21 protein-coding genes are annotated in these 21,316 nt (G+C 65.0%); 19 read left to right on the plus strand and 2 right to left on the minus strand.

The window, feature by feature from the left end:
• Position 1 precedes the first annotated feature (1 nt).
• Positions 2–1,462 carry a sensor histidine kinase gene (locus FHW83_RS18330; RefSeq protein ID WP_176647776.1) on the minus strand — a complete coding sequence of 487 codons (1,461 nt, stop codon included), beginning with the start codon at positions 1,460–1,462 and terminating at the stop codon, positions 2–4.
• A gap of 5 nt (positions 1,463–1,467) precedes the next feature.
• Complete coding sequence (locus FHW83_RS18335) at positions 1,468–2,169, minus strand: response regulator (RefSeq protein ID WP_176647777.1); 702 nt, start codon at positions 2,167–2,169, stop codon at positions 1,468–1,470.
• A gap of 194 nt (positions 2,170–2,363) precedes the next feature.
• Between FHW83_RS18335 and FHW83_RS18340 the strand changes: the two genes are divergently transcribed.
• The 19 genes from FHW83_RS18340 (at position 2,364) to FHW83_RS18430 (ending at position 21,316) form a co-directional block, all read left to right on the plus strand.
• On the plus strand, positions 2,364–3,425 hold the full coding sequence (locus FHW83_RS18340) for a porin (protein ID WP_176647778.1): 1,062 nt from the start codon (positions 2,364–2,366) through the stop codon (positions 3,423–3,425).
• Positions 3,425–4,393 (plus strand): tripartite tricarboxylate transporter substrate binding protein, encoded by a 969-nt coding sequence (locus FHW83_RS18345; protein ID WP_176647779.1) that lies wholly within the window; start codon positions 3,425–3,427, stop codon positions 4,391–4,393. Before FHW83_RS18340 ends, FHW83_RS18345 begins: the two co-directional genes overlap by 1 nt.
• Before the next feature lie 24 nt (positions 4,394–4,417).
• Positions 4,418–5,503, plus strand: a complete 1,086-nt coding sequence (locus tag FHW83_RS18350; protein WP_176647780.1) for an ABC transporter substrate-binding protein — start codon at positions 4,418–4,420, stop codon at positions 5,501–5,503.
• A gap of 12 nt (positions 5,504–5,515) precedes the next feature.
• A complete protein-coding gene (locus FHW83_RS18355) occupies positions 5,516–7,285 on the plus strand; it encodes an iron ABC transporter permease (RefSeq protein ID WP_176647781.1) in 1,770 nt (589 codons plus the stop codon).
• A 25-nt stretch (positions 7,286–7,310) separates the two neighbouring features.
• On the plus strand, positions 7,311–8,378 hold the full coding sequence (locus FHW83_RS18360) for an ABC transporter ATP-binding protein (RefSeq protein ID WP_176647782.1): 1,068 nt from the start codon (positions 7,311–7,313) through the stop codon (positions 8,376–8,378).
• Positions 8,379–8,675: 297 nt separating this feature from the next.
• The gene (locus FHW83_RS18365) at positions 8,676–9,350 is read left to right on the plus strand and encodes a beta-ketoacyl synthase chain length factor (protein ID WP_373997232.1); all 675 of its coding nucleotides are present in this window, start codon (positions 8,676–8,678) and stop codon (positions 9,348–9,350) included.
• 4 nt (positions 9,351–9,354) lie between these two features.
• On the plus strand, positions 9,355–10,125 hold the full coding sequence (locus tag FHW83_RS18370; protein WP_176647784.1) for a 1-acyl-sn-glycerol-3-phosphate acyltransferase: 771 nt from the start codon (positions 9,355–9,357) through the stop codon (positions 10,123–10,125).
• Entirely contained in the window at positions 10,118–10,372 is a 255-nt protein-coding gene (locus FHW83_RS18375) for a phosphopantetheine-binding protein (protein ID WP_176647785.1), read from the plus strand. The genes FHW83_RS18370 and FHW83_RS18375 overlap by 8 nt, the downstream gene beginning before the upstream one ends.
• 40 nt (positions 10,373–10,412) lie before the next feature.
• Positions 10,413–10,664 carry an acyl carrier protein gene (locus tag FHW83_RS18380; protein ID WP_176647786.1) on the plus strand — a complete coding sequence of 84 codons (252 nt, stop codon included), beginning with the start codon at positions 10,413–10,415 and terminating at the stop codon, positions 10,662–10,664.
• Between the two features lie 5 nt (positions 10,665–10,669).
• Positions 10,670–11,215: a hypothetical protein gene (locus FHW83_RS18385; protein WP_176647787.1), complete on the plus strand. Its 546-nt coding sequence runs from the start codon at positions 10,670–10,672 to the stop codon at positions 11,213–11,215.
• Complete coding sequence (locus tag FHW83_RS18390) at positions 11,208–12,938, plus strand: AMP-binding protein (protein ID WP_176647788.1); 1,731 nt, start codon at positions 11,208–11,210, stop codon at positions 12,936–12,938. The genes FHW83_RS18385 and FHW83_RS18390 overlap by 8 nt, the downstream gene beginning before the upstream one ends.
• Positions 12,931–13,674, plus strand: a complete 744-nt coding sequence (locus FHW83_RS18395; protein ID WP_176647789.1) for a glycosyltransferase family 2 protein — start codon at positions 12,931–12,933, stop codon at positions 13,672–13,674. Before FHW83_RS18390 ends, FHW83_RS18395 begins: the two co-directional genes overlap by 8 nt.
• Positions 13,671–14,612 (plus strand): acyltransferase, encoded by a 942-nt coding sequence (locus FHW83_RS18400; RefSeq protein WP_176647790.1) that lies wholly within the window; start codon positions 13,671–13,673, stop codon positions 14,610–14,612. Before FHW83_RS18395 ends, FHW83_RS18400 begins: the two co-directional genes overlap by 4 nt.
• Positions 14,599–16,164: a histidine ammonia-lyase gene (gene hutH / locus FHW83_RS18405; RefSeq protein WP_176647791.1), complete on the plus strand. Its 1,566-nt coding sequence runs from the start codon at positions 14,599–14,601 to the stop codon at positions 16,162–16,164. The genes FHW83_RS18400 and hutH overlap by 14 nt, the downstream gene beginning before the upstream one ends.
• A complete protein-coding gene (locus FHW83_RS18410; RefSeq protein ID WP_176647792.1) occupies positions 16,157–16,597 on the plus strand; it encodes a thioesterase family protein in 441 nt (146 codons plus the stop codon). Before hutH ends, FHW83_RS18410 begins: the two co-directional genes overlap by 8 nt.
• Positions 16,584–17,192: an outer membrane lipoprotein carrier protein LolA gene (locus FHW83_RS18415; RefSeq protein WP_176647793.1), complete on the plus strand. Its 609-nt coding sequence runs from the start codon at positions 16,584–16,586 to the stop codon at positions 17,190–17,192. Before FHW83_RS18410 ends, FHW83_RS18415 begins: the two co-directional genes overlap by 14 nt.
• The gene (locus tag FHW83_RS18420) at positions 17,189–19,540 is read left to right on the plus strand and encodes an MMPL family transporter (RefSeq protein WP_176647794.1); all 2,352 of its coding nucleotides are present in this window, start codon (positions 17,189–17,191) and stop codon (positions 19,538–19,540) included. Before FHW83_RS18415 ends, FHW83_RS18420 begins: the two co-directional genes overlap by 4 nt.
• On the plus strand, positions 19,533–20,786 hold the full coding sequence (locus tag FHW83_RS18425) for an NAD(P)/FAD-dependent oxidoreductase (RefSeq protein WP_176647795.1): 1,254 nt from the start codon (positions 19,533–19,535) through the stop codon (positions 20,784–20,786). The genes FHW83_RS18420 and FHW83_RS18425 overlap by 8 nt, the downstream gene beginning before the upstream one ends.
• Positions 20,771–21,316, plus strand: coding sequence for a DUF3261 domain-containing protein (locus FHW83_RS18430; RefSeq protein ID WP_176647796.1), 546 nt, complete (start codon positions 20,771–20,773; stop codon positions 21,314–21,316). The genes FHW83_RS18425 and FHW83_RS18430 overlap by 16 nt, the downstream gene beginning before the upstream one ends.

Raw genomic sequence — 21,316 nt, forward strand, 5'->3', positions numbered from 1 at the left:
GCTATTTTACCGCGTCGAAGCCGATGGTGACTTTCAGGCCGCTGTGATGGCTGGCGTCGTCGAGGATGATGGTGGCGCGGTGCAGGGTGGCGATGTCGCGCACGATGGCCAGGCCGAGGCCGTGGCCACCGGGGTTGCGCTCCAGCGTGGCGGCGGCGCGGTAGAACGGCGTGAACACGCGCTCGCGTTCGGCGGCGGCGATGCCGGGGCCGCTGTCCTCCACCTCCAGCAGCACCTGGCCGTCGCGCTCGCGCACGCGCAGGATGACGCTGCCGCCGGCCGGCGTGTAGCGCAAGGCGTTGTCGACCAGGTTGGCCAGCAGTTCGTGCAGCAGCAGGGACTGGCCCTGCACCATGCCCTCCTGCTTGGCCTCCAGCGACAGGTCGATCTGCTTGCCGACCGCGGCCACGGCCAGCTCCAGCCCCACTTGCCGCGCGAGTTCGCGCAGCGAGACCGGCTCGGTGTTGTCCTCGCTGCGATGCTCGATGCGCGCCAGCGTCAGCAGGCGGTTGGCGAGGTTGACGGTGGAGTCGGTGGTGGTGGCCATGCTGCGCACGATGTCGCGCAGCGCGTCGGGATCGGCGCCGGCCTTGTCGCACTCGCGCAGCGCCAGTTCGGCCTGGGTTTTCAGCACGGTCAGCGGCGTGCGCAGCTGGTGCGAGGCGTCCGCAATGAAGCGGCGCTGGCTGTTGATCAGCATGTGCATGCGCAGGCGTGAGCTGTTCAGCGCCGCCACCAGCGGCCGCACTTCCTTGTGCACCAGCGTGGCGTCGACGTCGGTGGCGTCGTTCGGGTCGCGCGTCTCGACCGCGCTTTTCAGCTGCATCAGCGGCTGCAGCACCAGCCGCACCGCGAACCACACCAGCAGCCCCACCGCCGCCAGCAACAGCGCCTGCCACACCAGGGTGTCGAACAGGATCTGGTTGGACAGCACGCGCCGCGCCTCCAGCGTTTCGCCGACCTGGATCAGCGCGATGCCGCGCATGGAATCGTCGTACACCGGTTGCAGCAGCGCGGCGATGCGCACCGGCTGGCCGTTGTAGTTGGCGTGATAGAAGCGCACCAGCGCCGGATAGGCTTCCGAGCGCGGCACGTTGGCCGGCACCGGCGGCAGGTCGGCGTAGCCGGACACGGTTTCGCCGGCGATGCCGGTGACCTTGTAGTAGATGCGGCCCAGGGTGTCGGTCTCAAAGCTGTCCAGCGCGACGTAGGGCACGTCGGCCACCACCTTGCCGTCCACCACCGAGACCCGCTCGGCCAGCGCGCGCGTGGAGGCCAGCAGGGAGCGGTCGTAGGCGGTGTCGGCGGCGTCCAGCGCGTTGCGGTAGACCGAGATGGTGTTGAGCGCCACCAGCACCAGCAAGGGGCCGAGCAGCCAGCGCAGCAGCTGTCCGCGCAGGCTGCCCAGCGCGGCGCCGGGCCCCAGGCCGAGGCGGCGGGCGAGGGCGGGCAGCAGCGGCATGGCGCTCAGGGGCCGCCGACCGCGGCGCGCGGCTGCAGCAGGTAGCCGATGCCGCGCAGGGTGGTGATGACGGCGGCGTCGGGGCCGGGGATGTCGAGCTTCTTGCGCACCCGGTGGATGTACAGGTCGATGGCGTCGATGCCGGCGTCGTCGCCCAGCGAGAACACCTCATCGAACAGCTTTTCCTTGGACACGGCGCGGCCGCTGCGCGTGATCAGGGTTTCCAGCACCGCGTGCTCGCGCGGCGTCAGCGCCAGCGCGTTGCCGGCGTAGCTGAACATGCGGGTGACGGTGTCGAAACTGAGCGCGCCGCAGTTGTGCACCAGCGCCTCGTTGCCCACGGTGCGGCGCAGCAGCGCCTTGACGCGCGCTTCCAGCTCCGCCAGTTCGAACGGCTTGGCCAAGTAGTCGTCGGCGCCCAGGTTCAGGCCCTGCACGCGGTCTTCCAGCCCGCCGCGCGCCGTCAGGATCAGCACCGGCGTCTTGGCGCGCGGGCCGCCGCGCGCGCGCAGGCGCTTGAGCACATCCAGCCCGTCCATGCGCGGCAGGGTGAGGTCGAGGATCACCAGCGCGTAATCCTGGGTGTGCAGCAGGGCGTCGGCGTCGGCGCCGTTGTCGGCGCATTCCACCGTCAGATGGGCGTCGCGCAGGGCCTTGGCCAGCCAGTGCTGCAATTCGGTGTGGTCTTCAACTAACAATATGCGCATGGGGACTTGCCAGTTCGTTCAAATAAGTGCAGGGTGAGGCCAGCATCATGTGCCGGCGGCGGACAAAAAGGAAGCCCCCGCGTCAATTGTGGTGAGCAGGAGACATTGAAAGGCAATTGAAAGATTGACGCTCCTATAGTGGCAGCACTGATTGAGAAATCAGGCATATAAAAAACTATACACGGAGACAACTCATGAAGAAATCCCCCCTGACCCTCGCGGTCCTGGCATTGTTCGCGGCCGCCGGTAGCGCCCAGGCCCAATCCAACGTGCAGGTCTACGGCCTGCTGGACGTGGGCATGGAAACCGCCAACAACCAAACCCCGACCGGTGGCAGCATGACCCGCGTGATCTCCGGCGGCATGAACACCTCGCGCTGGGGCCTGCGCGGCAGCGAGGATCTGGGCGGCGGCCTGAAAGCGGTGTTCAACCTCGAAGGCGGCATCCTGATGGACACCGGCGCGCAGGACGGCGCGCTGTTCAAGCGCCAGGCCAACGTCGGCCTGGAAGGCGCCTTCGGCCGCGTGGTGGTCGGCCGCTCCTTCACCACCGTGTACGACACCGTGATCGGCTTCGACCCGATGGGCTTCGCGCCGTTCTACTCGTGGGCCACCTCCGGCCCGGCCACCGGCCCAAGCAAATACGGCTTCACCACCCAGTACGACAACATCATCAAGTACGCCGGCACCTTTGGCGACTGGCGCATCGGCGCCAACTACGCCGCCGGCGAGCAGACCACCGGCACCCAGGACAGCGCTAAGACCGGCTTCAGCACCGTCTACAAAATGGGCGACGTCAACCTGATGGCGACCTGGGAGCGCAACAACGGCAACACCGTTCCGGCCACCGGCAACCGTGACAAGAACACCGTGTGGCACATCGGCGGCAATTACGAAACCGGCCCGTTCAAGTTCTGGGCGGTGGTGCGCGACTACAAGCTGGTTGCCGGCAAGGCGCTGACCGCCGACGTCGACGCCACCACCACCTGGGGCGGCGTGGCGTACAAAACCGGCGCCACCACGCTGACCGGCGCGGTCTACCACGTCAACGTCAAGAATGTCGCCGCCGGCAAGGACGCCGATCCGACCATGTACGTGGCGCGCTACCGCTACGCGCTGTCCAAGCGCACCGACCTGCACGTGACGGCGGCCTACGCCAAAGCCAAGAACGGCCAGCTCACCGGCCTGTCGCGCGACGACGCCGGCTACGGCAACAGCCAGCGCGGCCTGACCGTCGGCATGCAGCACCGCTTCTGATGAAAATCCTGCTGGCACTTGTCTGCGCGCTGCTGTTAGGCGCGGCGGCCCAGGCGGCGGGGCTCGAGTGCATCGTGCCGTCCAAGCCGGGCGGCGCGATGGACCTGACCTGCAAGCTGGCGCAGAAAGGGCTGGCCGGCCTGCGCGACACGCCGAATCCGCCGCCGTCGGACATGCACATCAGCTATCTGCCGGGCGGGATCGGCGCGGTGGCGTGGCACTCGCTGGTGTCGCGCCGCCGCACCGAGCCGAATACGCTGGTGGCGTTTTCCGGCGGCTCGCTGCTGAATCTCGCGCAGGGCAAGTTCGGCAAGGTGAAGTCGTCGGACGTGCGCTGGGTGGCGGCGTTGGGCGCGGACTACGGCATGATCGCGGTGCGCGCCGATTCGCCCTACAAAACGCTGCGCGACCTGATCGCCGCATTGAAGGCGAATCCGGAGAAGGTGCTGATCGGCGTGTCCGGCACCATCGGCAGCCAGGACTGGCTGAAGATGGCGCTGGTGTCGCGCAGCGCCGGCATCGATCCGAAGGCGCTGCGTTTCGTGGCGCTGGAAGGCGGTGGCGAGGCCTTCACCGCCATGCACGCCAATTTCGTGCACGTGGTGTCCGGCGACGCCAGCGAGGCCACGCTGTACGCGGCCAGCGGCAACACGCGGGTGCTGGCGGTATTGTCCGAACAACGCCTGCCGGGCGTGCTGGCCAATGTGCCAACCGCGCGCGAGCAGGGCGTGGACGTGGTGTGGCCCATCATCCGCGGCGTGTGGATGGGGCCCAACGTGCCGGACGCCGATTACAAGCAGTGGGTGTCCGCCTTCGACCGCGTGCTGGCAAGTCCGAAGTTCGCGCAGATGCGGGCGGCATCAGGTTTATATCCGTTTGGGCTGACCGGCGATGCGCTGGCGGCCTATGTCAAGAAAGCCGTGGACGACTACGGCAGGCGGGCGGCCGAACTGGGTCTCGTGCGCTGATTACATAACTATCTGGAGATTACGATGAAGTTGAAACATACTGTGGCCGCCGCATGCGCGTTTTTTGCCGGATCGGCCTTTGCGCAAGTCCCGCCGGGTTATCCCGCCGACTACCAGAAGATCATCGACGCCGCCAGGAAGGAGGGCAAGCTGGTGATCTACGGCGCCACCGACAGCAAGGCCACGCAGCCGCTGATCAAGGATTTCAGCGCCATGTACCCGGGCATCACGGTCGAGTACAACGACATGAATTCGACCGAGGTGTATAACCGCTTCATCTCCGAGGTGGCGGCCGGCGGCAACACCGCCGACGCCATGTGGTCCTCCGCCATGGACCTGCAGATGCGCCTGGCCTCGGACGGCTACGCGCTTCAGTACAAATCGGTGGAGGCGTCCAAGATCCCCGGCTGGGCGGTGTGGGACGACAAGGCCTACGGCACCACCTTCGAGCCGGCCGCCATCGTCTACAACAAGCGCCTGGTGGACGCCAAGGAAGTGCCGCACACGCACGCCGACTTCACGGCGCTGATCCAGCAGCCCAAGTTCAAGGACAAGGTCACCACCTACGATATCGAGAAATCCGGCGTCGGCTTCATGTTCATGACGCAGGACGCGCGCGAGAACCCGAAATTCCTCGACATGGAGAACGCCTTTGGCGTGGCCAAGGTGCGCGTGCAATCGTCCACCGGCACCATGATGGAGCGTATCTCGTCGGGCGAAAACCTGATCGGCTACAACGTGCTGGGCTCCTACGCGCTGGTGCGCGCCAAGACCGATCCATCGATCGGCGTGGTGCTGCCGAAGGATTACACGCTGGTGATGTCGCGCGTGTTCTTCATCAACAAGTCAGCCAAGAACGTGAACGCCGCCAAGCTGTGGCTGGACTACATGCTGTCGCATCGCGGCCAGACCATCATCGCCAACGACTCCAAGCTGTTCGCGATCCGCGCCGACGTCACCGGCGAAACCACCTCGGCGGACCTGATTAAGCAAATCGGCAACGACAAGATCAAGCCGGTGCCGGTCCATCCCATCCTGCTGCAGTTCCTGGGACCGGCCAAGCGCATGGCCTTCCTCAAGCAGTGGAAAGAAACCGCGGGCAAGAAGTAAGAGGGCATCGACATGCAAACACTCGCTCACTCCGGCCGGCCAAGCCTGAACTGGCCGCGCGGCGTGGTGGTAACGCTGGCCGCCGGCGTTATCTTCCTGCCGCTGATCCTGATTTTCTATCAAAGCTTTTTGAACGCGCCGTTCTTCATGCCGGCCAAGGAGCTGGGCCTGGACGCCTACCGCTTCATCTTTGAAGATCCCGATTTCGCGGTGGCGTTCAAGAACGCCTTCTGGCTGGCCTCCGGCCTGGCGCTGATCGCCGTGCCGCTGGGCGGCATGCTGGCCTTCCTGATGATACGCACCGACCTGCCGGGCAAGGCCTTCATCGCGCCCTGCCTGCTGGTGCCGATCTTCGTCTCGCCGATGGTGATGGGCTTCGGCTACGTGGTGGCGATGGGACCGGTGGGCTTCTACTCGCTGTGGGCCAAGGACATCCTCGGCTTCATCCCGTGGAATATCTACTCCTTCACCAGCATCGTGGTGATCGCCGGCCTGACGCACGTGCCGCACGTCTACCTGTACGCCTCGTCGGCGCTGAAAAGCCTGGGTTCGGACGTGGAGGAGGCGGCGCGCGTCAGCGGCGCCTCGCCGCTGCAGGTGATGTTCAACGTCTCGCTGCCGATGATCACGCCGGCGCTGGCGTACGCCGGCGTGCTGGTGTTCTTCCTTGGCTTCGAGGTGTTCGGCCTGGTGCTGGTGCTGGGCGATCCGGAAGGCCACATGGTGCTGGCCACCTATCTGTACAAGCTGACCAACAAGCTTGGCACCCCGTCCTACCACCTGATGGCCGCCGTCGCGGTGTGCCTGGTGATGGTGACCATGCCGCTGGTGATGGTGCAGCGCTGGCTGCTCAAGTCGGCCAACAAATTCGTGTCGATCAAGGGCAAGGGCGCGCGCACCAAGGCCATGCCGCTGGGCCGCTGGAAGTGGCTGGCGTTCGCGCTGATCTTCGGCTGGCTGATGTTCACCATCATCATGCCGATGTCCGGCATCGTGCTGCGCTCCTTCGTGCAGTACTGGGGCGAGGGCGTGAAGCTGGCCGACGTGCTGACGCTGCAGCACTTCCGCGAGATCTTCGACCAGCCGGCGCTGGTGCGCGGCATCTTCAACACGGTGCTGATCGGCGTGATCGGCGGCGCCTGCGCGGTGATCTGCTACTGCGCCATCGCGCTGGCCATGCACCGCAAGCCGGACATGATCACCCGCTTCCTCGACTACAGCGTGCTGGTGCCGCGCGCCGTGCCTGGCCTGCTGGCCGGCCTGTCGTTCCTGTGGGTGTTCCTGTTCGTGCCCAGCTGGCTGGATGGCGCCCTGAAGGGCATGGACAACGGCGTCGCGATCTGGCTCAGCGAGCATGCGATCCCGATGCTGCGTTCCCTGCGTTCCACCATCTTCGCCCTGTGGCTGGCGTATTCGGTGGTGTGGCTGGCCTACGGCATGCGCCTGATCTCGACCGCGCTGCTGCAGGTCGGGCCGGAGCTGGAAGAGGCGGCGCGCGCGGTCGGCGCCACCCGCGGCAAGGTCACGCGCGACGTCACCGTCCCGCTGATCAAATACGGCCTGCTGGGCGCGTGGCTGATGGTGTTCCTGATCTTTGAACGCGAGTATTCGACCGGCGTGTACCTGCTGTCGCCGGGGACCGAGGTGATCGGCGCGCTGCTGGTGTCGCTGTGGGCGACCGGCTCCACCGACCTGGTGGCGGCGCTATCGTTCATCAACATATCGCTGGTGGCTGTTGGCCTGGGCGTCGCGCTGCGCTTTGGCGTCAAGCTGCATAACTGAGGTACCTATTATGAAACGAGACATCATGACCAACGAACTGAGTGTCAACGAGCTGCATCTGGACTACGGCACCGGCGCCAGCGCCAACCCGATCCTCAAGGGCGTGTCCATGCACCTGCAAAAAGGCGAAGTGGTGGCGCTGCTGGGCCCTTCGGGCAGCGGCAAGACCACGCTGCTGCGCGCCGTGGCCGGGCTGGAAAGCCCGAAGGCCGGCACCATCAACATCGGCGAGCGCAACGTGTTCGACGGCGCCAAGGGCTTCGAGATGCCGGCCGAGCAGCGCAACCTCGGGCTGGTGTTCCAGTCCTACGCGCTGTGGCCGCACAAGACGGTGTTCGAGAACGTGGCCTATGGCCTCAAGCTGCGCAAGCTGGGCGCGGCCGAGATCAAGGACAAGGTCAGCGACGTGCTGAAGAACCTCGGCCTGGGCCACCTGGCCGAGCGCTACCCCCACCAGCTGTCCGGCGGCCAGCAGCAGCGCGTGGCGATCGCGCGCGCGCTGGTCTACAACCCGCCCGTGATCCTGCTGGACGAACCGCTGTCCAACCTGGACGCCAAGCTGCGCGAGGAGGCGCGCGCCTTCCTGCGGGAACTGATCGTGCGACTGGGCCTGTCGGCGTTGATGGTCACCCACGACCAGGCCGAGGCGATGGCGATTTCGGACCGCATCCTGCTGCTCAACAACGGCAAGATCGAACAGCAAGGCACGCCGCAAAGCATGTACGAAACGCCGGACACGCTGTTCACGGCGGAGTTCATGGGCAGTAACAACCGCCTGCCGGGGCAAGTGATCCAGCGCGATGGCGCGCAGGTGCACCTGGATATCAACGGCACGCGCCTGCAGGCGACCGCGCGCGGCAACGGCGGCGGCGACGCCACCCTGATCCGGGTGGAGGAGGTGCGGGTCAGCGCCACCCAGGTCGACAACGCGATCGAACTGCCGCTGCTGACCTGCATGTATCTGGGCGACCGTTTCGAGTGCCTGTTCAAGAGCGCCAACGGCGAGATCAGCCTGCGGGCCTATTCGAAGTACCGGCTGGACCCGGGCCGCTACTGGCTGCAGCTGCCGGCCGACAAGCTCTGGGTCTTCTAAACACTCCGTTTTCAGTCCCGGCGAAGACCACCCCGCAATCGTGCGGTGTGGTCTTTTTTTTATCGTTTGCCGCTCAGATAAGTGATTGTTGGTGAGAATTAGTGCCAGTTAGCGCACAGTTTAGAGCCTGATGCATAAAATAGTTGCCTGAAATCCATTTTTTCAATCTAAGCCCTTGAGCGCTCGTTTATAATTTGAAAGGCACGCCGGTCGGCACTTTTCTGAATAAATAGTCAATACATGCGTACTCAAGGCGTCAGTTTTTCAATTTCCAGTCAAGCTTATTGGGCGCCTGGTTTGAACACTCCCGAACAATGGGCTGCCTGGGCGCGCGCTCCGCGCACCATCGTCGCGGGCGAGGAGCCCGGTGTCAAAGCGATGCCCGCCATGTTGCGCCGCCGTGCCGGCTTCCTGGGCAAGATGGCGCTGGAGGTGGCGTATCAGTGCCTCGATGGCCGCGGCGATATCCCCACCGTGTTCTGTTCGCGCCATGGCGACGTGGCGCGCGCGGTGGAGTTGTTGAGCGATCTGGCGCGAGGCGAGGCGCTCTCGCCGACGGCTTTCGGCATGGCGGTGCACAACGCGATCCCAGGCTTGTTCACCATCGCCCGCGGCGACCGCGCGAATCACATCGCGCTGGCCTCCGGCGCGGCGACGGTGGAACATGCGGTGATTGAGGCTTGCGGGCTGCTGGCGGATGGCGCGCCGGCGGTGTTGCTGATCGCGTGCGATTGTCCGCTCCCCGAGGTGTTCGCGCCTTTCGAGGATTGCGAGGAACAGCCGTTCGCGTGGGCGTGGCTGGTGACCGCCGGCGGCGGCGAGGCGCTGTCGTTGAGCTGGAGTGCCAGTGACGAAGCGCCGGCCGGGGACATGCCGGGAGGCCTGCAAGTGGCGGCGTTCCACCTGGGCGGGGTGCGCAGCATGGAGCGTTGCGACGGCCGCTTGCGCTGGCGCTGGAGCCGAGAGGCTTGATGTAATGTCGTTCGTATCGCGCTACTGGCGTGTGTTTGCCACCGGCTTGAGTTTTGCGGTGTTCGGCATTGGTGGACTGCTGCTGCGCGTGCTGGTGTTCCCGCTGCTGAATGTCTTCGTATGGAGGCCGGAGCGGCGCGTGGTCGCGGCGCGCACGACGATACGGCTTGCCTTCCGCGCTTATGTGGATTTGATGCGGGCGTTGGGCGTGTTGCGGTATGAGGTGCGCGGCCTGGAGAAGCTGGATCGCGGCGGCTTGCTGATCCTGGCGAATCACCCAACGCTGATCGATACGGTGTTCCTGATGGCGTTTGTGAAGAACGCCGACTGCATCGTGAAGAGCGGGTTGTGGAACAACCCGTTCACGCGCGGGCCGGTGCGGGCCGCCGGTTATATCAGCAATGACAGCGGCGCCGGGCTGGTGGACGACTGCATCGCCTCACTGGAACGTGGCAATAACCTGATCGTATTCCCGGAGGGGACGCGCACGCCGGCCAGCGGGACGATCAGCATGAAGCGCGGCGCCGCCAACATCGCGGTGCGCGGCGCGCGTGACATGACCCCGGTGCTGATCCGCTGCGAACCAGCGACGCTGGGCAAGGGCGAGAAGTGGTGGCGGGTGCCGCCGCGCCGCGTGCTGATACAGATCGACGTGCAGGATGACCTGGCGATCGCACGCTTCACCGACAACGGCGTCAGCGAGGTGATGGCGGCGCGCCAGCTGACGGAGTTTTTACAAAATTATTTTACGGGGAAGTGCCAAAGCCATGCTTGAACTGGAAGTGAAAGAACTGATTATCGATGTCCTGCAGCTGGAGGACATCACGCCGGAAGAAATTGACAGCGCGGCGCCGTTGTTTGTTGAAGGTCTGGGTCTCGACTCGATCGATGCGCTGGAGCTGGGCGTGGCCCTGCAGAAGAAATACGGTATCTCCCTGTCGGCGGACTCGGAGGATACGCGCCGCCATTTCGCATCGGTGCGGGCGCTGTCGGCCATGATCGAAAGTCACAGAAAGAAGTAAATAAAAAAGAAGGGGTGTAGAAATGATCGATTTGAATGAAATGAGCAGAGACCAGCTGCAAACCTGGGTGGTTGATCTGCTTGCGGAGATGTTTGAGCTCGACAAGTCCGAGCTGACCGCGGAATCCAATCTGTACGCGGACTTGGATATCGACAGCATCGACGCGGTGGATCTGGCGGTGAAACTGAAGCAGATGACCGGCAAGCGCCTGGCGCCGGAAGTGTTCAAGAACATCCGCACCATCGCCGACGTGGTGGATGCCCTGGCAGGCATGACGGAGCAGGCTGCGTAAGCACGATGCCGATGACCGTTTTAACGGTGGCGGTGACGCTGCTGTACCCATTGGCGATCTGGTTCGGCCACGGACATGTGGAGCCGCGCTGGCTGGCGGGTTTGCTGCTGCTGGCGGCGGCCACACGCCTGCCCGCGCTCAAATTGAGCGGTGTGGCGCGCTGGTCGGTGGCTGGCGCGCTGGTGCTGGTCGGCTGCGCGATCTGGAGCAATCTGCTGCTGCCTTTGAAGCTGTATCCGGTGCTGGTGAGTATGGCGCTGCTGGCCGGTTTCGGCTACAGCCTGGCCACGCCGATGTCCGCCGTTGAACGGATGGCGCGCTTGGGCGGAGAGGATTTTCCACCGGTGGCGCAGGCCTATATGCGCAGGGTGACGCAGGTGTGGTGCGGCTTTTTCGTGCTGAATGGCGCGATCGCTTTCGGCACCGCGCTGTGGGCGTCAGAGGCCGTTTGGTCGCTGTACACCGGTGTGGTGTCGTATGCCCTGATGGGCATTTTGTTCGGTGCGGAGTACCTGGTGCGTCTGCGGTTCAAGCGTCTGCATCATGTCTGATCGTCTCGAGCATTTATACGCGGCCATTGCCGCCCGTCCCGCCGATGGCGTGATCGGCTGGCGCGGCTCGGAGCGCGTTTCCAATGCCGCGTTCCTGGCGCGCGTGCACGCCTGGCACGGGCTGCTGATCGCGCAGGCCGGCCGTAACTTCGCGCTGTACCTGGATGACAGCATCGAATTCGGCGCGGCGCTGCTGGGCGCCTGGCACGCCGGCAAAACAGTGTGGCTGAGCGCCGATACGCTGCCAGCCACCTGCGCGTCGCTGAGCGGCTCGGTGGATGGCTTCCTTGGCCAATTCCCGCCCGAATTCTCACCGATGCAGCCGCATGCCGCGTTGCCGGTGTCCCTGGCCGCCGGCCTGAGTGCCGATTTGAACGGCGCCATGCCGGCGCTGGTGGTGTTCACCTCCGGCAGCACCGGCGCTGTGCAGGCGATCCCGAAAAAGCTGTCGCAGATGGCCAGCGAGGTGGAGACGCTGGACGTGCTGTTCGGCGAACGCGCCGGTGCGGCCGCGGTGTGGGCGACGGTGTCGCATCAGCATATCTACGGTTTGCTGTTCAAGGTGCTGTGGCCACTGACCACCTGCCGCGGCATCCATGCCTTGAGCGTGATCTATCCGGAAGAGCTGACGGTGGCGCTGGCCGAAGCGCCTTGCGTGCTGATCGCCAGTCCGGCGCATTTAAAGCGTGTGCCGGAGCACCTGGACTGGCGTGCGGCGGCAGGCATGCTGCGCGTGGTGTTCTCGTCCGGCGGCCCGTTGGCGCCCGATGCGGCGCTGGCCGCCGGTGCCCTGCTGGGCACTGTGCCGGTGGAAGTGTATGGCAGTTCCGAGACCGGCGGCGTGGCATGGCGCCAGCGCAGCGCCATCGACGATAACGCGTGGACGCCGTTCCCCACGGTGGCATGGCGTCTTGACGAGGAAGATGGCGCGCTGGAAGTGCGCTCGCCGCACCTGCCGGACGATAACTGGCTGGCTCTGGCCGACCGCGCCGAGCGCGTCGAACAGCGCTTCCTGCTGCTCGGCCGACGCGACCGTATCGTCAAAATTGAAGAGAAGCGCATCTCGCTGAGCGCCATGGAAGCGGCGTTGACCGCGTCCGGACTGGCCGCCGAGGCGCGCGTGCTGTTGTGCGAACCCGATGGCGGTGAGCGTCAGCGCCTGGCCGCATTCGTGGTGCCGACCGCCGAAGGCCGCGCGCTGCTGGACCATGAAGGCAAGGCCGCGTTGAACCATCGCCTGCGCGCCGTGCTGGCGGACGTGGTGGAGGCCGTGGCCCTGCCACGCCGCTGGCGCTATCTGGACCAGATGCCGGTCAACTCGCAAGGCAAGACCACCATGGCCTCCCTGCTCGCGTTGCTCGACGGCGAACGCCCCCGGTTCCCGCGCATGCGCGAACTGGAAAACGCTCAGGACCGCGTGGTGCTGGAATTGACCGCGCCCGCCAATCTGCTGTACTTCGACGGCCACTTCGACGTCGCTCCGATATTGCCCGGCGTCGTGCAGATTGACTGGGCCATCCATTACGGCCGCCAGTATTTTGAACTGCCGCCGGTTTTCAAAGGCATGCAGCAGCTGAAATTCCAGCAGGTGGTGGTGCCGGATGCCGCTGTGCGTCTCGAACTGACGCGCGATGCCGCCAAAGGCAGCCTGCAATTCCGCTACGTGTCGGAAGCAGGGCAGCATGCCAGCGGCCGCATTCTGTTCGGAGCCGCCGATGTTTAAGCCCGTGATCGTGGTCCCGGTCTACAACCATGAACATGCGATCGGCCCTGTACTGACAGGCCTAGTGCGCCACGGCGTTCCCTGTATGCTGGTCGATGACGGCAGCTCCGCCGCCTGCGCCGCCGTGCTGGACGCGCTGGCGCGTGAACACGCGGACAAGGTTGAACTGGTGCGCCTGCCGCACAATCAAGGCAAGGGCGCCGCCGTGCTGGCGGGTTTCCGCCAGGCCGCCACGCGCGGCTACACGCACGTGCTGCAGATCGACGCCGACGGTCAGCATGATACCGGCGATGTCGGGAAGTTCCTGGCGCTGGCGGAAACCAATCCTGCGGCCATCATCTCCGGCCATCCGATCTACGACGAATCCGTGCCGAAGGCGCGCTTGTACGGCCGCTATGCCACCCATATCTGGGTATGGATTAACACGCTGTCGCTGGAAATCCGCGACTCGATGTGCGGTTTTCGCGTCTATCCGGTGGCGCCGGTGAATGCGCTGGCCGCGCGCCACGCCATCGGCACGCGCATGAACTTCGATACCGACATTATCGTCCGCTTGTTCTGGGAGGGGCTGCGTGTGATCAACCTCGGCACCCGCGTGTCCTATCCGACCGACGGCGTGTCGCACTTCCGCGTCTGGCGCGACAACGTGCTGATCTCGCGGATGCATACCGTCCTGTTCTTCGGCATGCTGCCGCGCATCCCCAAGCTGCTGGCGCGAAAATGGCGGGCCAAATGAGCGCGCGCGGGCTGCATTGGGCCTCCATTAACGAAATCAGTTTCGTGGCTGGCATGCGCCTGCTGTTTTGGATCTGCCGCCTGTTCGGCCGCTGGCCGTTCCGCGTCGTGCTGTATCCGGTGCTGGCGTGGTATGTGCTCACCAAGCCGCTGCCGCGCCGCGCGTCGCGCGAGTATCTGCGCCGGGTCTCGGCCTACGCCGGCGTCAAGCTGCCGGGCGTGATGCGTCATTTCGCATCGTTCGGCGAGAGCATTCTCGACAAGATGCTGCTGTGGGGCGGTCTGTTCAAGCTGGATCAGGTCACACTGCACGGTGGCGATCTGATCACCGATGCGGTGGCGGCGGGCAAGGGCGGTCTGATGATCTGCGCGCATCTGGGCAATCTGGAACTGTGCCGCGTGCTGTCGCGTCAGCGCCGCGATATCAAGTTGACAGTGCTGGTGCATACCAAACACGCACAGGCCTTCAACGACATGCTGGGACGCCTGAATCCGGAGAGCCAGCTGAATCTGATGCAGGTGACGGAGATGTCGCCGGCCACCGCGATGCTGCTGGCCGAGCGCGTGGCGCGCGGCGAGTTTGTCGTCATCGCCGGCGACCGCGTTCCGGTCTCTCACAATCCACGCGTGGCGGTGGCTGACTTCATCGGCGCGCCGGCGGCATTCCCGGTCGGCCCCTACGTGCTGGCCAGCGTGCTGCAATGTCCGGTATTCCTGCTGTTCTCGATACGTCGCGGCGATAAATCGGAGGTGCACTTCGAACGCTTCCGCGATGAAGTGCGCATTCCGCGCCAGCACCGCGACGACGCGTTGAACGCGCTGGCCGCCGATTACGCGCGCCGCCTCGAACACTACACCTTGCGTGCGCCGCTGCAGTGGTTTAACTATTACGATTTCTGGCACTTACCTCAATTGGATAAAACCGATGCACCTCGCTGACATCGCTCAACTTAATAGCACGCCACGCACCGTGCGCTTCGATCGGAACCGCTTGGCGATCGAAGACATCGTCGATATCGCGCAAGGCCGCGCCAACGCCGCCTTGTCGGACGATCCGGCCTTCCTCTCCGCCATACAGCGCGGCGCCGACTTCCTCGACCGCCTGCTGCGCGAGGACGGCACCATCTACGGCGTGACCACCGGCTACGGCGACTCCTGCACCGTGAACGTGCCGTTGGAGCTGGTGCCGGATCTGCCGCACCACTTGTACACCTATCACGGCGTGGGCCTGGGCGAGTACTTCACGCCGGCGCAAACGCGCGCGATCCTGGCCACCCGTCTGGCATCGCTGAGCAAGGGCTATTCGGGCGTCAGCGTGGAGCTGCTGTTGCAGATCACGCGCTTGCTGGACGCCGGCCTGCTGCCGCTGATTCCATCCGAAGGCTCGGTCGGCGCCAGCGGCGACCTGACCCCGCTGTCGTATCTCGCGGCGGTGCTGTGCGGCGAGCGTGAAGTGTGGCGCGACGGTGAGCAAGTGCCAGCGGCGCAAGCCTTGCAGCAGGCCGGCATCACGCCGCTGCGCCTGCGCCCGAAAGAAGGCTTGGCGATCATGAACGGCACCGCCGTGATGACCGCGCTGGCCTGCATGGCGTACGACCGCGCCGACTACCTGACGCGGCTGAGCACCCGTACCACCGCCATGGCTTCATACGCGATGGACGGCAACGCACACCATTTCGATGAGGTGCTGTTCTCGGCCAAGCCGCATGGCGGCATGCAGCAAGTCGCCGCGTGGCTGCGCAACGACCTGCCGACCGATCAGTGGGAACGCAACGGCAAACGCTTGCAGGACCGTTATTCGATCCGCTGCGCGCCACACGTGATCGGCGTATTGGCCGACGCCATGCCGATGTTCCGCACCATGATCGAGAATGAATTGAATAGCGCGAACGACAATCCGCTGATCGATGCGGACAACGAGCGTGTGCTGCATGGCGGCCATTTCTACGGCGGTCACATCGCCTTCGCCATGGATGGCATGAAGAACGCGGTCGCCAACCTAGCCGATTTGCTGGACCGGCAAATGGCGCTGCTGGTCGATAGCCGCTACAACCATGGCCTGCCGGCGAATCTGTCCGGCGCCTGCGGCGAGCGCGCGGCGATCAACCATGGTCTGAAGGCCCTGCAGATCAGCGCTTCGGCGTGGACGGCGGAGGCATTGAAGGCGACCATGCCCGCATCCGTGTTCTCGCGTTCGACGGAATGCCACAACCAGGACAAAGTCAGCATGGGCACCATCGCCGCGCGTGACTGCCTGCGCGTGCTGGACCTGACCGAGCAGGTGGTGGCCGCCTTGCTGATCACCGTGCGCCAGGGCGTGTGGCTGCGTCAGCGGGTCAGCCCCGAGTTGCAACCGCATGCGGCGTTGGCCGCGATGCAGGATGCGCTGTCGGCCGACATCCAGCCGGTGGAGGAAGACCGCCGCCTGGAGCCGGATCTGCGCCTGATGCTGGACCGCATTCGTTCACAGGCCTGGGATTTGTATGCGTAAGAAAAAAGAGAGCCGCTGGTTCGCCGAAGTCGACATGCAGGTCCAGTTTTTCGATCTGGACCCGATGGAGATTGTCTGGCACGGCCGTTACGTCAAGTATCTGGAAGTGGTGCGCTGCGCCTTGCTCGACAAGATAGGCTACAACTACCCGCAGATGAAGGAATCCGGCTATGCGTGGCCCGTGATCGACATGCAGTTGCGCTACGTCGGTTCGGCGACTTTCGGCCAGAAGCTCAAGCTGCGCGCCGATATCGTCGAATGGGAAAACCGTTTGAAGATCGATTACCTCATCACCGATGCGGAAACCGGCAAGCGCCTGAACCGCGCCAGCACCACCATGGTGGCCGTCGATATCGCCACCAGGGAGATGTGCTTTGTGTCGCCGCCGGTGCTGTTTGAAAAACTGGGGATTACTCCTGATGAACAAGTTTAAATACGTTGCCGCCGCCGCGCTGCTGGCCGGCGCCACTGGCGCGCAGGCCGCGATTCCGGCCGCGAAAATCCAGGCCATGCTGGCCAAGCCGGCGTTGATGTGCGGCCGTTTCGACCAGACCAAGCAACTGGCCGGCATGAAGAAGCCGCTGGCGTCGGAGGGACGTTTCTGCGTCATCGCCGGCAAGGGCGTGTTGTGGCGCACCTTGAAGCCTTTCCCCAGCACGCTGCGTCTGACACGCGATGAAATCGTCAACTACCAGGGCGACCGCGTGGCGATGCGCCTGGATGCCAAGACCGAACCGACCGTCCGCATGATTAACAACGTGCTGTTCTCGCTGCTGTCCGGTGATCTGGGCCAGCTGGACACGTTGTTTGAGGGCGACGGCACCGTCGAAGCGAATAGCTGGAGCGTGGCGCTCAAGCCGCGCCAGGCCGCGCTGGAAAAAGCCATCGGCGCCATCAAGCTGGAAGGCGGTGCCTACGTCAAGTCCATCGTCATGAACGAGGGCAGCGGCGACCGCACCACCATCGTCTTCTCCGACATAAAAACCGGCGAAGGCGCGATGAGCAAGGAAGAGGCGGCGCTGTTTTGACCCGTACCCGACAACTCGCGCTGCTGTGGCTATTGGCGGTCTGCCTGCTGCTGGGGCATAACGCCTGGCTGTGGGCCGTCAAGCGCATTGTGCCCGACACCGACATCATGGCGCTGCTGCCGGTGCAGGAGCGCGATCCGGTATTGCAGGCGTCATTCAACCACATGGTGGATGCGGCGCAGCAGCGCGTGGTGGTGCTGGTCGGCGCGGCCGATTGGGAAGACGCCAAGCGGGCGGCCGGCGCCTACAGCGGCGTGCTGGCGGCGCACAAGGATGTGCTGGATGCGACGCCCGTCAACGAGCAGACGCAAAGCGATTACCTGTCGCTGTTCCAGAAGCACCGCCTCACGCTGCTGACGGCGCAACAGGAGCGGCAGCTCCGCGAGCAGCCGCCGGCGTTCTGGCTGGAGACTGCGTTGGCCGGCTTGTATGCGCCGTTCGGCGGTCCGAAGCTCGGCTCATGGCAGGAGGATCCTTTTGGCCTGTTCGCGGGCTGGGTGCAGGAGCGCGCGCGGGAAACGCCGGTGCGTCCGCGCGACGGCCAGCTGTTTGTGGCCGACGACAAGCGGCAGTACGTGCTGCTGCCGATGACGTTGAAAGTGCCCGCGCTGTCGATGACGGCGCAGGAGACGGTGTTGCCGTTGCTGAAGCAGGCCGGCGAAGCCGCGCGCAAGGCTGTGCCGCAGGCGGAAGTCATTCAGGCCGGCGTGATACTGCACGCGGCCAACGCCAGCGCGCAAGCCAGCGGCGAGGTGTCCACCATCGGTATCGGCTCGCTGCTGGGCATTATCCTGCTGATGTGGTTCGCCTTCCATTCGTTTAAACCGATTTCCCTGATACTGCTGTCGATTGGCATCGGCTGCCTTGGCGCGTTGTCGGTGTGCTGGCTGCTGTTTGGCCGGATTCACCTCATGACGCTGGTGTTTGGCGCGAGCCTGATCGGCGTGGCGCAAGACTATGGCATCTACTTCCTGTGCAACCGCCTGGCGGCGGATGAACAACTTGATTCGCCGGCCCTGCTCAGGCGCCTGCTGCCGGGCCTCGGCCTGACGCTGCTGGCGGCGGTGATCGGTTACATGGGCCTCGCGCTGACGCCGTTCCCGGGTCTGCGTCAGATGGCGGTGTTCTCGGCGCTGGGCCTGGTGTTTGCCTGGCTGACGGTGGTGTGCTGGTTCCCCGCGTTGATCGGCGGCCGTTCGTTGAAAAGCGGCGGTCTGGTACGAGTCTATGGCGCGGCCTTGCGGCATTGGCCGGTGCTGCGCCTGAATCGCGCGACCCTGGTGGCCGCCGCGGTGTTGGCGCTGGCGGCGGGCTATGGCATCTCGCGCCTGGGCGCGAATGACGATATTCGTTTGCTGCAAAATCCACCCAAACACCTGATCGACGATCAGCTCAAGCTGAGCAAGCTGCTGGATGCGCCAACGCCGGTGCAGTACTTCCTGGTGCGCGGCGCATCGGCGGAAGAGGTGCTGCAGCGCGAAGAGGCGCTGAAGGCGCGGCTGGACAGTTTTATCGCCGACAAGCGCATCACCGGCTATCAGGCCATGTCGAACTGGGTGCCGTCCGCGCATACGCAGGCCGCGCGCCGTGCGCTGCTGGAGGAAAAACTGCTGGCGGAAGGCGGCCCGCTGCATGCGATCGCGGCGCAGACCGGCGAGGACGCGGCGTGGATCGCCGCCACCAAACAGGGACTGCTGGACCTGGGCGCGCCGTTGTCGCTGGACGCCTTCCTGCAATCGCCGGCCAGCGAGCCGTGGCGCCATCTGTGGTTGGGCCAGAGCGATGGCGTGTACGCCAGCATTGTGGCCCTGCGCGGCATGAGTAATGCCTCGGCAAGGCAGGTCGCGCTGGCGGCTGAAAACCTCCATGGCGTGCAGTGGGTGGACAAGGTGGCCGAGATTTCGTCGGTGCTGGGGCGCTATCGCCAGGACATGAGCTGGGTGGTGCTGGGGGCGTACGCGGTGGTGTTTGGGTTGCTGTTCCGCCGCTACCGCAGCCGCACCTGGCGTGTGCTGGCGCCCACCGCCCTGGCCAGCGTGGTCACGCTCGCGCTGCTCGGCTACACCGGCCAGCAGCTGCAGCTGTTCCATGTGCTGGCGCTGATGCTGTTGCTGGGCGTCGGTGTGGATTACGGCATCTTCATGCAGGAGCATCCTGACCGTGGCGACCGCACGCCCTGGCTGGCGGTCGGCATGTCCGCCGCGAATACGATTTTGTCCTTTGGTTTACTGGGCCTGAGTTCCACTCCGGCGTTGCAGGCGTTTGGCTTGACGATGTTGATGGGGACCGCGCTGGTCTGGTTGTTTGTTCCCTGTTTTGGTTTTATCAAAGAAAGCGCGCATGACTGAAGCAACGAAGAGCGAGGCCGTGGAAATCCTGATCGTCGGCGCCGGGCCGGCAGGCTCGGTGGCGGCGGCCCTGCTGCGCCAGCAGGGCAGGCAGGTGCTGGTGATCGAGCGCGAGCAGTTCCCGCGCTTCTCCATCGGCGAAAGCCTGCTGCCGCAAAGTATGGCTTACCTCGAGCAGGCGGGCATGTTGCGGGCGGTGGTGGAGGCGGGTTTCCAGTTCAAGAATGGCGCCGCCTTCATGCGTGATGGCTGCTACACGGACTTCGATTTCCGCGACAAGCATTCGCCCGGCTGGGGCACCACCTATCAAGTGCAGCGCGCGGATTTCGATCATGTGCTGGCCAGGGAGGCGGAGCGCTTCGGCGCGGAAGTGCGCTATCGCCATGAGGTGCTGGACATCGCGCTCGGCGCGGCCGCAAACGGCGGCGCGATCGTGACGGTCAAGGCGTCGGATGGCGCGGTGTATCAGGTGGAGGCGGGCTTCATCCTGGATGCCAGCGGTTTTGGCCGCATCCTGCCACGCTTGTTGAAACTGGAGACGCCGTCCAACTTCCCGGTGCGCGGTGCGATTTTCACGCACGTTGAAGATGGCATCCGCGACAAGGGCTTTGACCGCAACAAGATCCGCGTGACCGTGCATCCCAGGCATTGCAATGTGTGGTTCTGGACCATCCCCTTCGCCGCCGGCCGCTGCTCGCAGGGCGTGGTGGCGGAAACGGCGTTCCTTGATCGCTACCAGGGCACGCCGACCGAGCGTTTGCAAGCTATTATCGCCGAGGAGCCATCGCTGCATGCCTTGCTGGCCAACGCCGAATGGGATACGCCCGCACGCCAGATCGTCGGCTATTCGGCCAACGTCGAGCGCCTGTGGGGCGAGGGCTACGCGCTGCTGGGGAACGCGGGCGAGTTCCTTGATCCGGTGTTTTCCTCCGGCGTGACCATCGCCTTCAAGTCGGCCAGCCTGGCCGCCGCCGCGCTGGAGCGCCAGTTCAAGGGCGAGACGGTGGATTGGCAGGCTGATTACGGCGTGCCGCTGCGGCGCGGCGTGGACACGTTCCGCGCCTTCGTCGAATCCTGGTATGCCGGCGGCTTCCAAAAAATCATCTTCCACGAGAATAAGCAGCCGGACGTGCGCCGCATGATTTCCGCCATCCTGGCCGGTTACGCGTGGGACCAGACCAACCCGCTGGTAAAGGAGACGCAGCGCAGGCTGGCGGCGCTGGAGGCGTTATGCACGCCCGCTTGACCGCCGTTGTGGCGGCGTTGCTGCTGAGCGCCTGCGCATCCGCGCCAAAGCAGCCGGCGGCGCGGCTCGGGTTGAAGCTGCCGCCGGCGGCGCTGGGCACTTCCATCAGCGTGCAGCAGCATCTGAAAGTCGAGCGCCAGGGCCGTGTCGATGATCTGGACGTGGCCTTGCAGGTCGAGCCTGATGCGGTGGACGTGGTTGGCCTGGCATTTGGCCAGCGGGTGCTGACTTTGCATTACGATGGCAAGGAACTGACCTCGTGGCGCCATCTGATGCTGCCTTCGCAGGTGCGGGCGGAGGATGTGCTGGAGGATATCCAGCTGACGCTGTGGCCCGCCGATGCGGTGGCGGCGGCGCTGCCGCCGGAGTGGCGCGTGGAGGAACAGGGCGGGATACGCACGCTGACGTTGGCCGGCGAGCCTGTCATGCGGATAGTCTACAGCGGCAATCCACGCTGGAGCGGCACGGTGGTCTTGGATAACTTGCGATATCACTATAAGCTGACGATACAGTTCGCGGCGACGGAATAA

Origin of the sequence: Duganella sp. SG902, from assembly GCF_013376005.1 — a bacterium.
Taxonomy (GTDB): Bacteria; Pseudomonadota; Gammaproteobacteria; order Burkholderiales; family Burkholderiaceae_D; genus Rugamonas.

Bases quoted from the DNA above. Each gene is read 5' to 3' on its own strand.
- FHW83_RS18375 (WP_176647785.1), top strand. From the start codon at position 10,118: ATGCTTGAACTGGAAGTGAAAGAACTGATTATCGATGTCCTGCAGCTG.
- FHW83_RS18410 (WP_176647792.1), top strand. From the start codon at position 16,157: ATGCGTAAGAAAAAAGAGAGCCGCTGGTTCGCCGAAGTCGACATGCAG.
- FHW83_RS18335 (WP_176647777.1), bottom strand. From the start codon at position 2,169: ATGCGCATATTGTTAGTTGAAGACCACACCGAATTGCAGCACTGGCTG.
- FHW83_RS18400 (WP_176647790.1), top strand. From the start codon at position 13,671: ATGAGCGCGCGCGGGCTGCATTGGGCCTCCATTAACGAAATCAGTTTC.
- FHW83_RS18350 (WP_176647780.1), top strand. From the start codon at position 4,418: ATGAAGTTGAAACATACTGTGGCCGCCGCATGCGCGTTTTTTGCCGGA.
- FHW83_RS18390 (WP_176647788.1), top strand. From the start codon at position 11,208: ATGTCTGATCGTCTCGAGCATTTATACGCGGCCATTGCCGCCCGTCCC.
- FHW83_RS18330 (WP_176647776.1), bottom strand. From the start codon at position 1,462: ATGCCGCTGCTGCCCGCCCTCGCCCGCCGCCTCGGCCTGGGGCCCGGC.
- FHW83_RS18425 (WP_176647795.1), top strand. From the start codon at position 19,533: ATGACTGAAGCAACGAAGAGCGAGGCCGTGGAAATCCTGATCGTCGGC.
- FHW83_RS18395 (WP_176647789.1), top strand. From the start codon at position 12,931: ATGTTTAAGCCCGTGATCGTGGTCCCGGTCTACAACCATGAACATGCG.
- FHW83_RS18380 (WP_176647786.1), top strand. From the start codon at position 10,413: ATGAGCAGAGACCAGCTGCAAACCTGGGTGGTTGATCTGCTTGCGGAG.
- FHW83_RS18385 (WP_176647787.1), top strand. From the start codon at position 10,670: ATGCCGATGACCGTTTTAACGGTGGCGGTGACGCTGCTGTACCCATTG.
- FHW83_RS18345 (WP_176647779.1), top strand. From the start codon at position 3,425: ATGAAAATCCTGCTGGCACTTGTCTGCGCGCTGCTGTTAGGCGCGGCG.
- FHW83_RS18430 (WP_176647796.1), top strand. From the start codon at position 20,771: ATGCACGCCCGCTTGACCGCCGTTGTGGCGGCGTTGCTGCTGAGCGCC.
- hutH (WP_176647791.1), top strand. From the start codon at position 14,599: ATGCACCTCGCTGACATCGCTCAACTTAATAGCACGCCACGCACCGTG.
- FHW83_RS18415 (WP_176647793.1), top strand. From the start codon at position 16,584: ATGAACAAGTTTAAATACGTTGCCGCCGCCGCGCTGCTGGCCGGCGCC.
- FHW83_RS18360 (WP_176647782.1), top strand. From the start codon at position 7,311: ATGACCAACGAACTGAGTGTCAACGAGCTGCATCTGGACTACGGCACC.
- FHW83_RS18355 (WP_176647781.1), top strand. From the start codon at position 5,516: ATGCAAACACTCGCTCACTCCGGCCGGCCAAGCCTGAACTGGCCGCGC.
- FHW83_RS18340 (WP_176647778.1), top strand. From the start codon at position 2,364: ATGAAGAAATCCCCCCTGACCCTCGCGGTCCTGGCATTGTTCGCGGCC.
- FHW83_RS18370 (WP_176647784.1), top strand. From the start codon at position 9,355: ATGTCGTTCGTATCGCGCTACTGGCGTGTGTTTGCCACCGGCTTGAGT.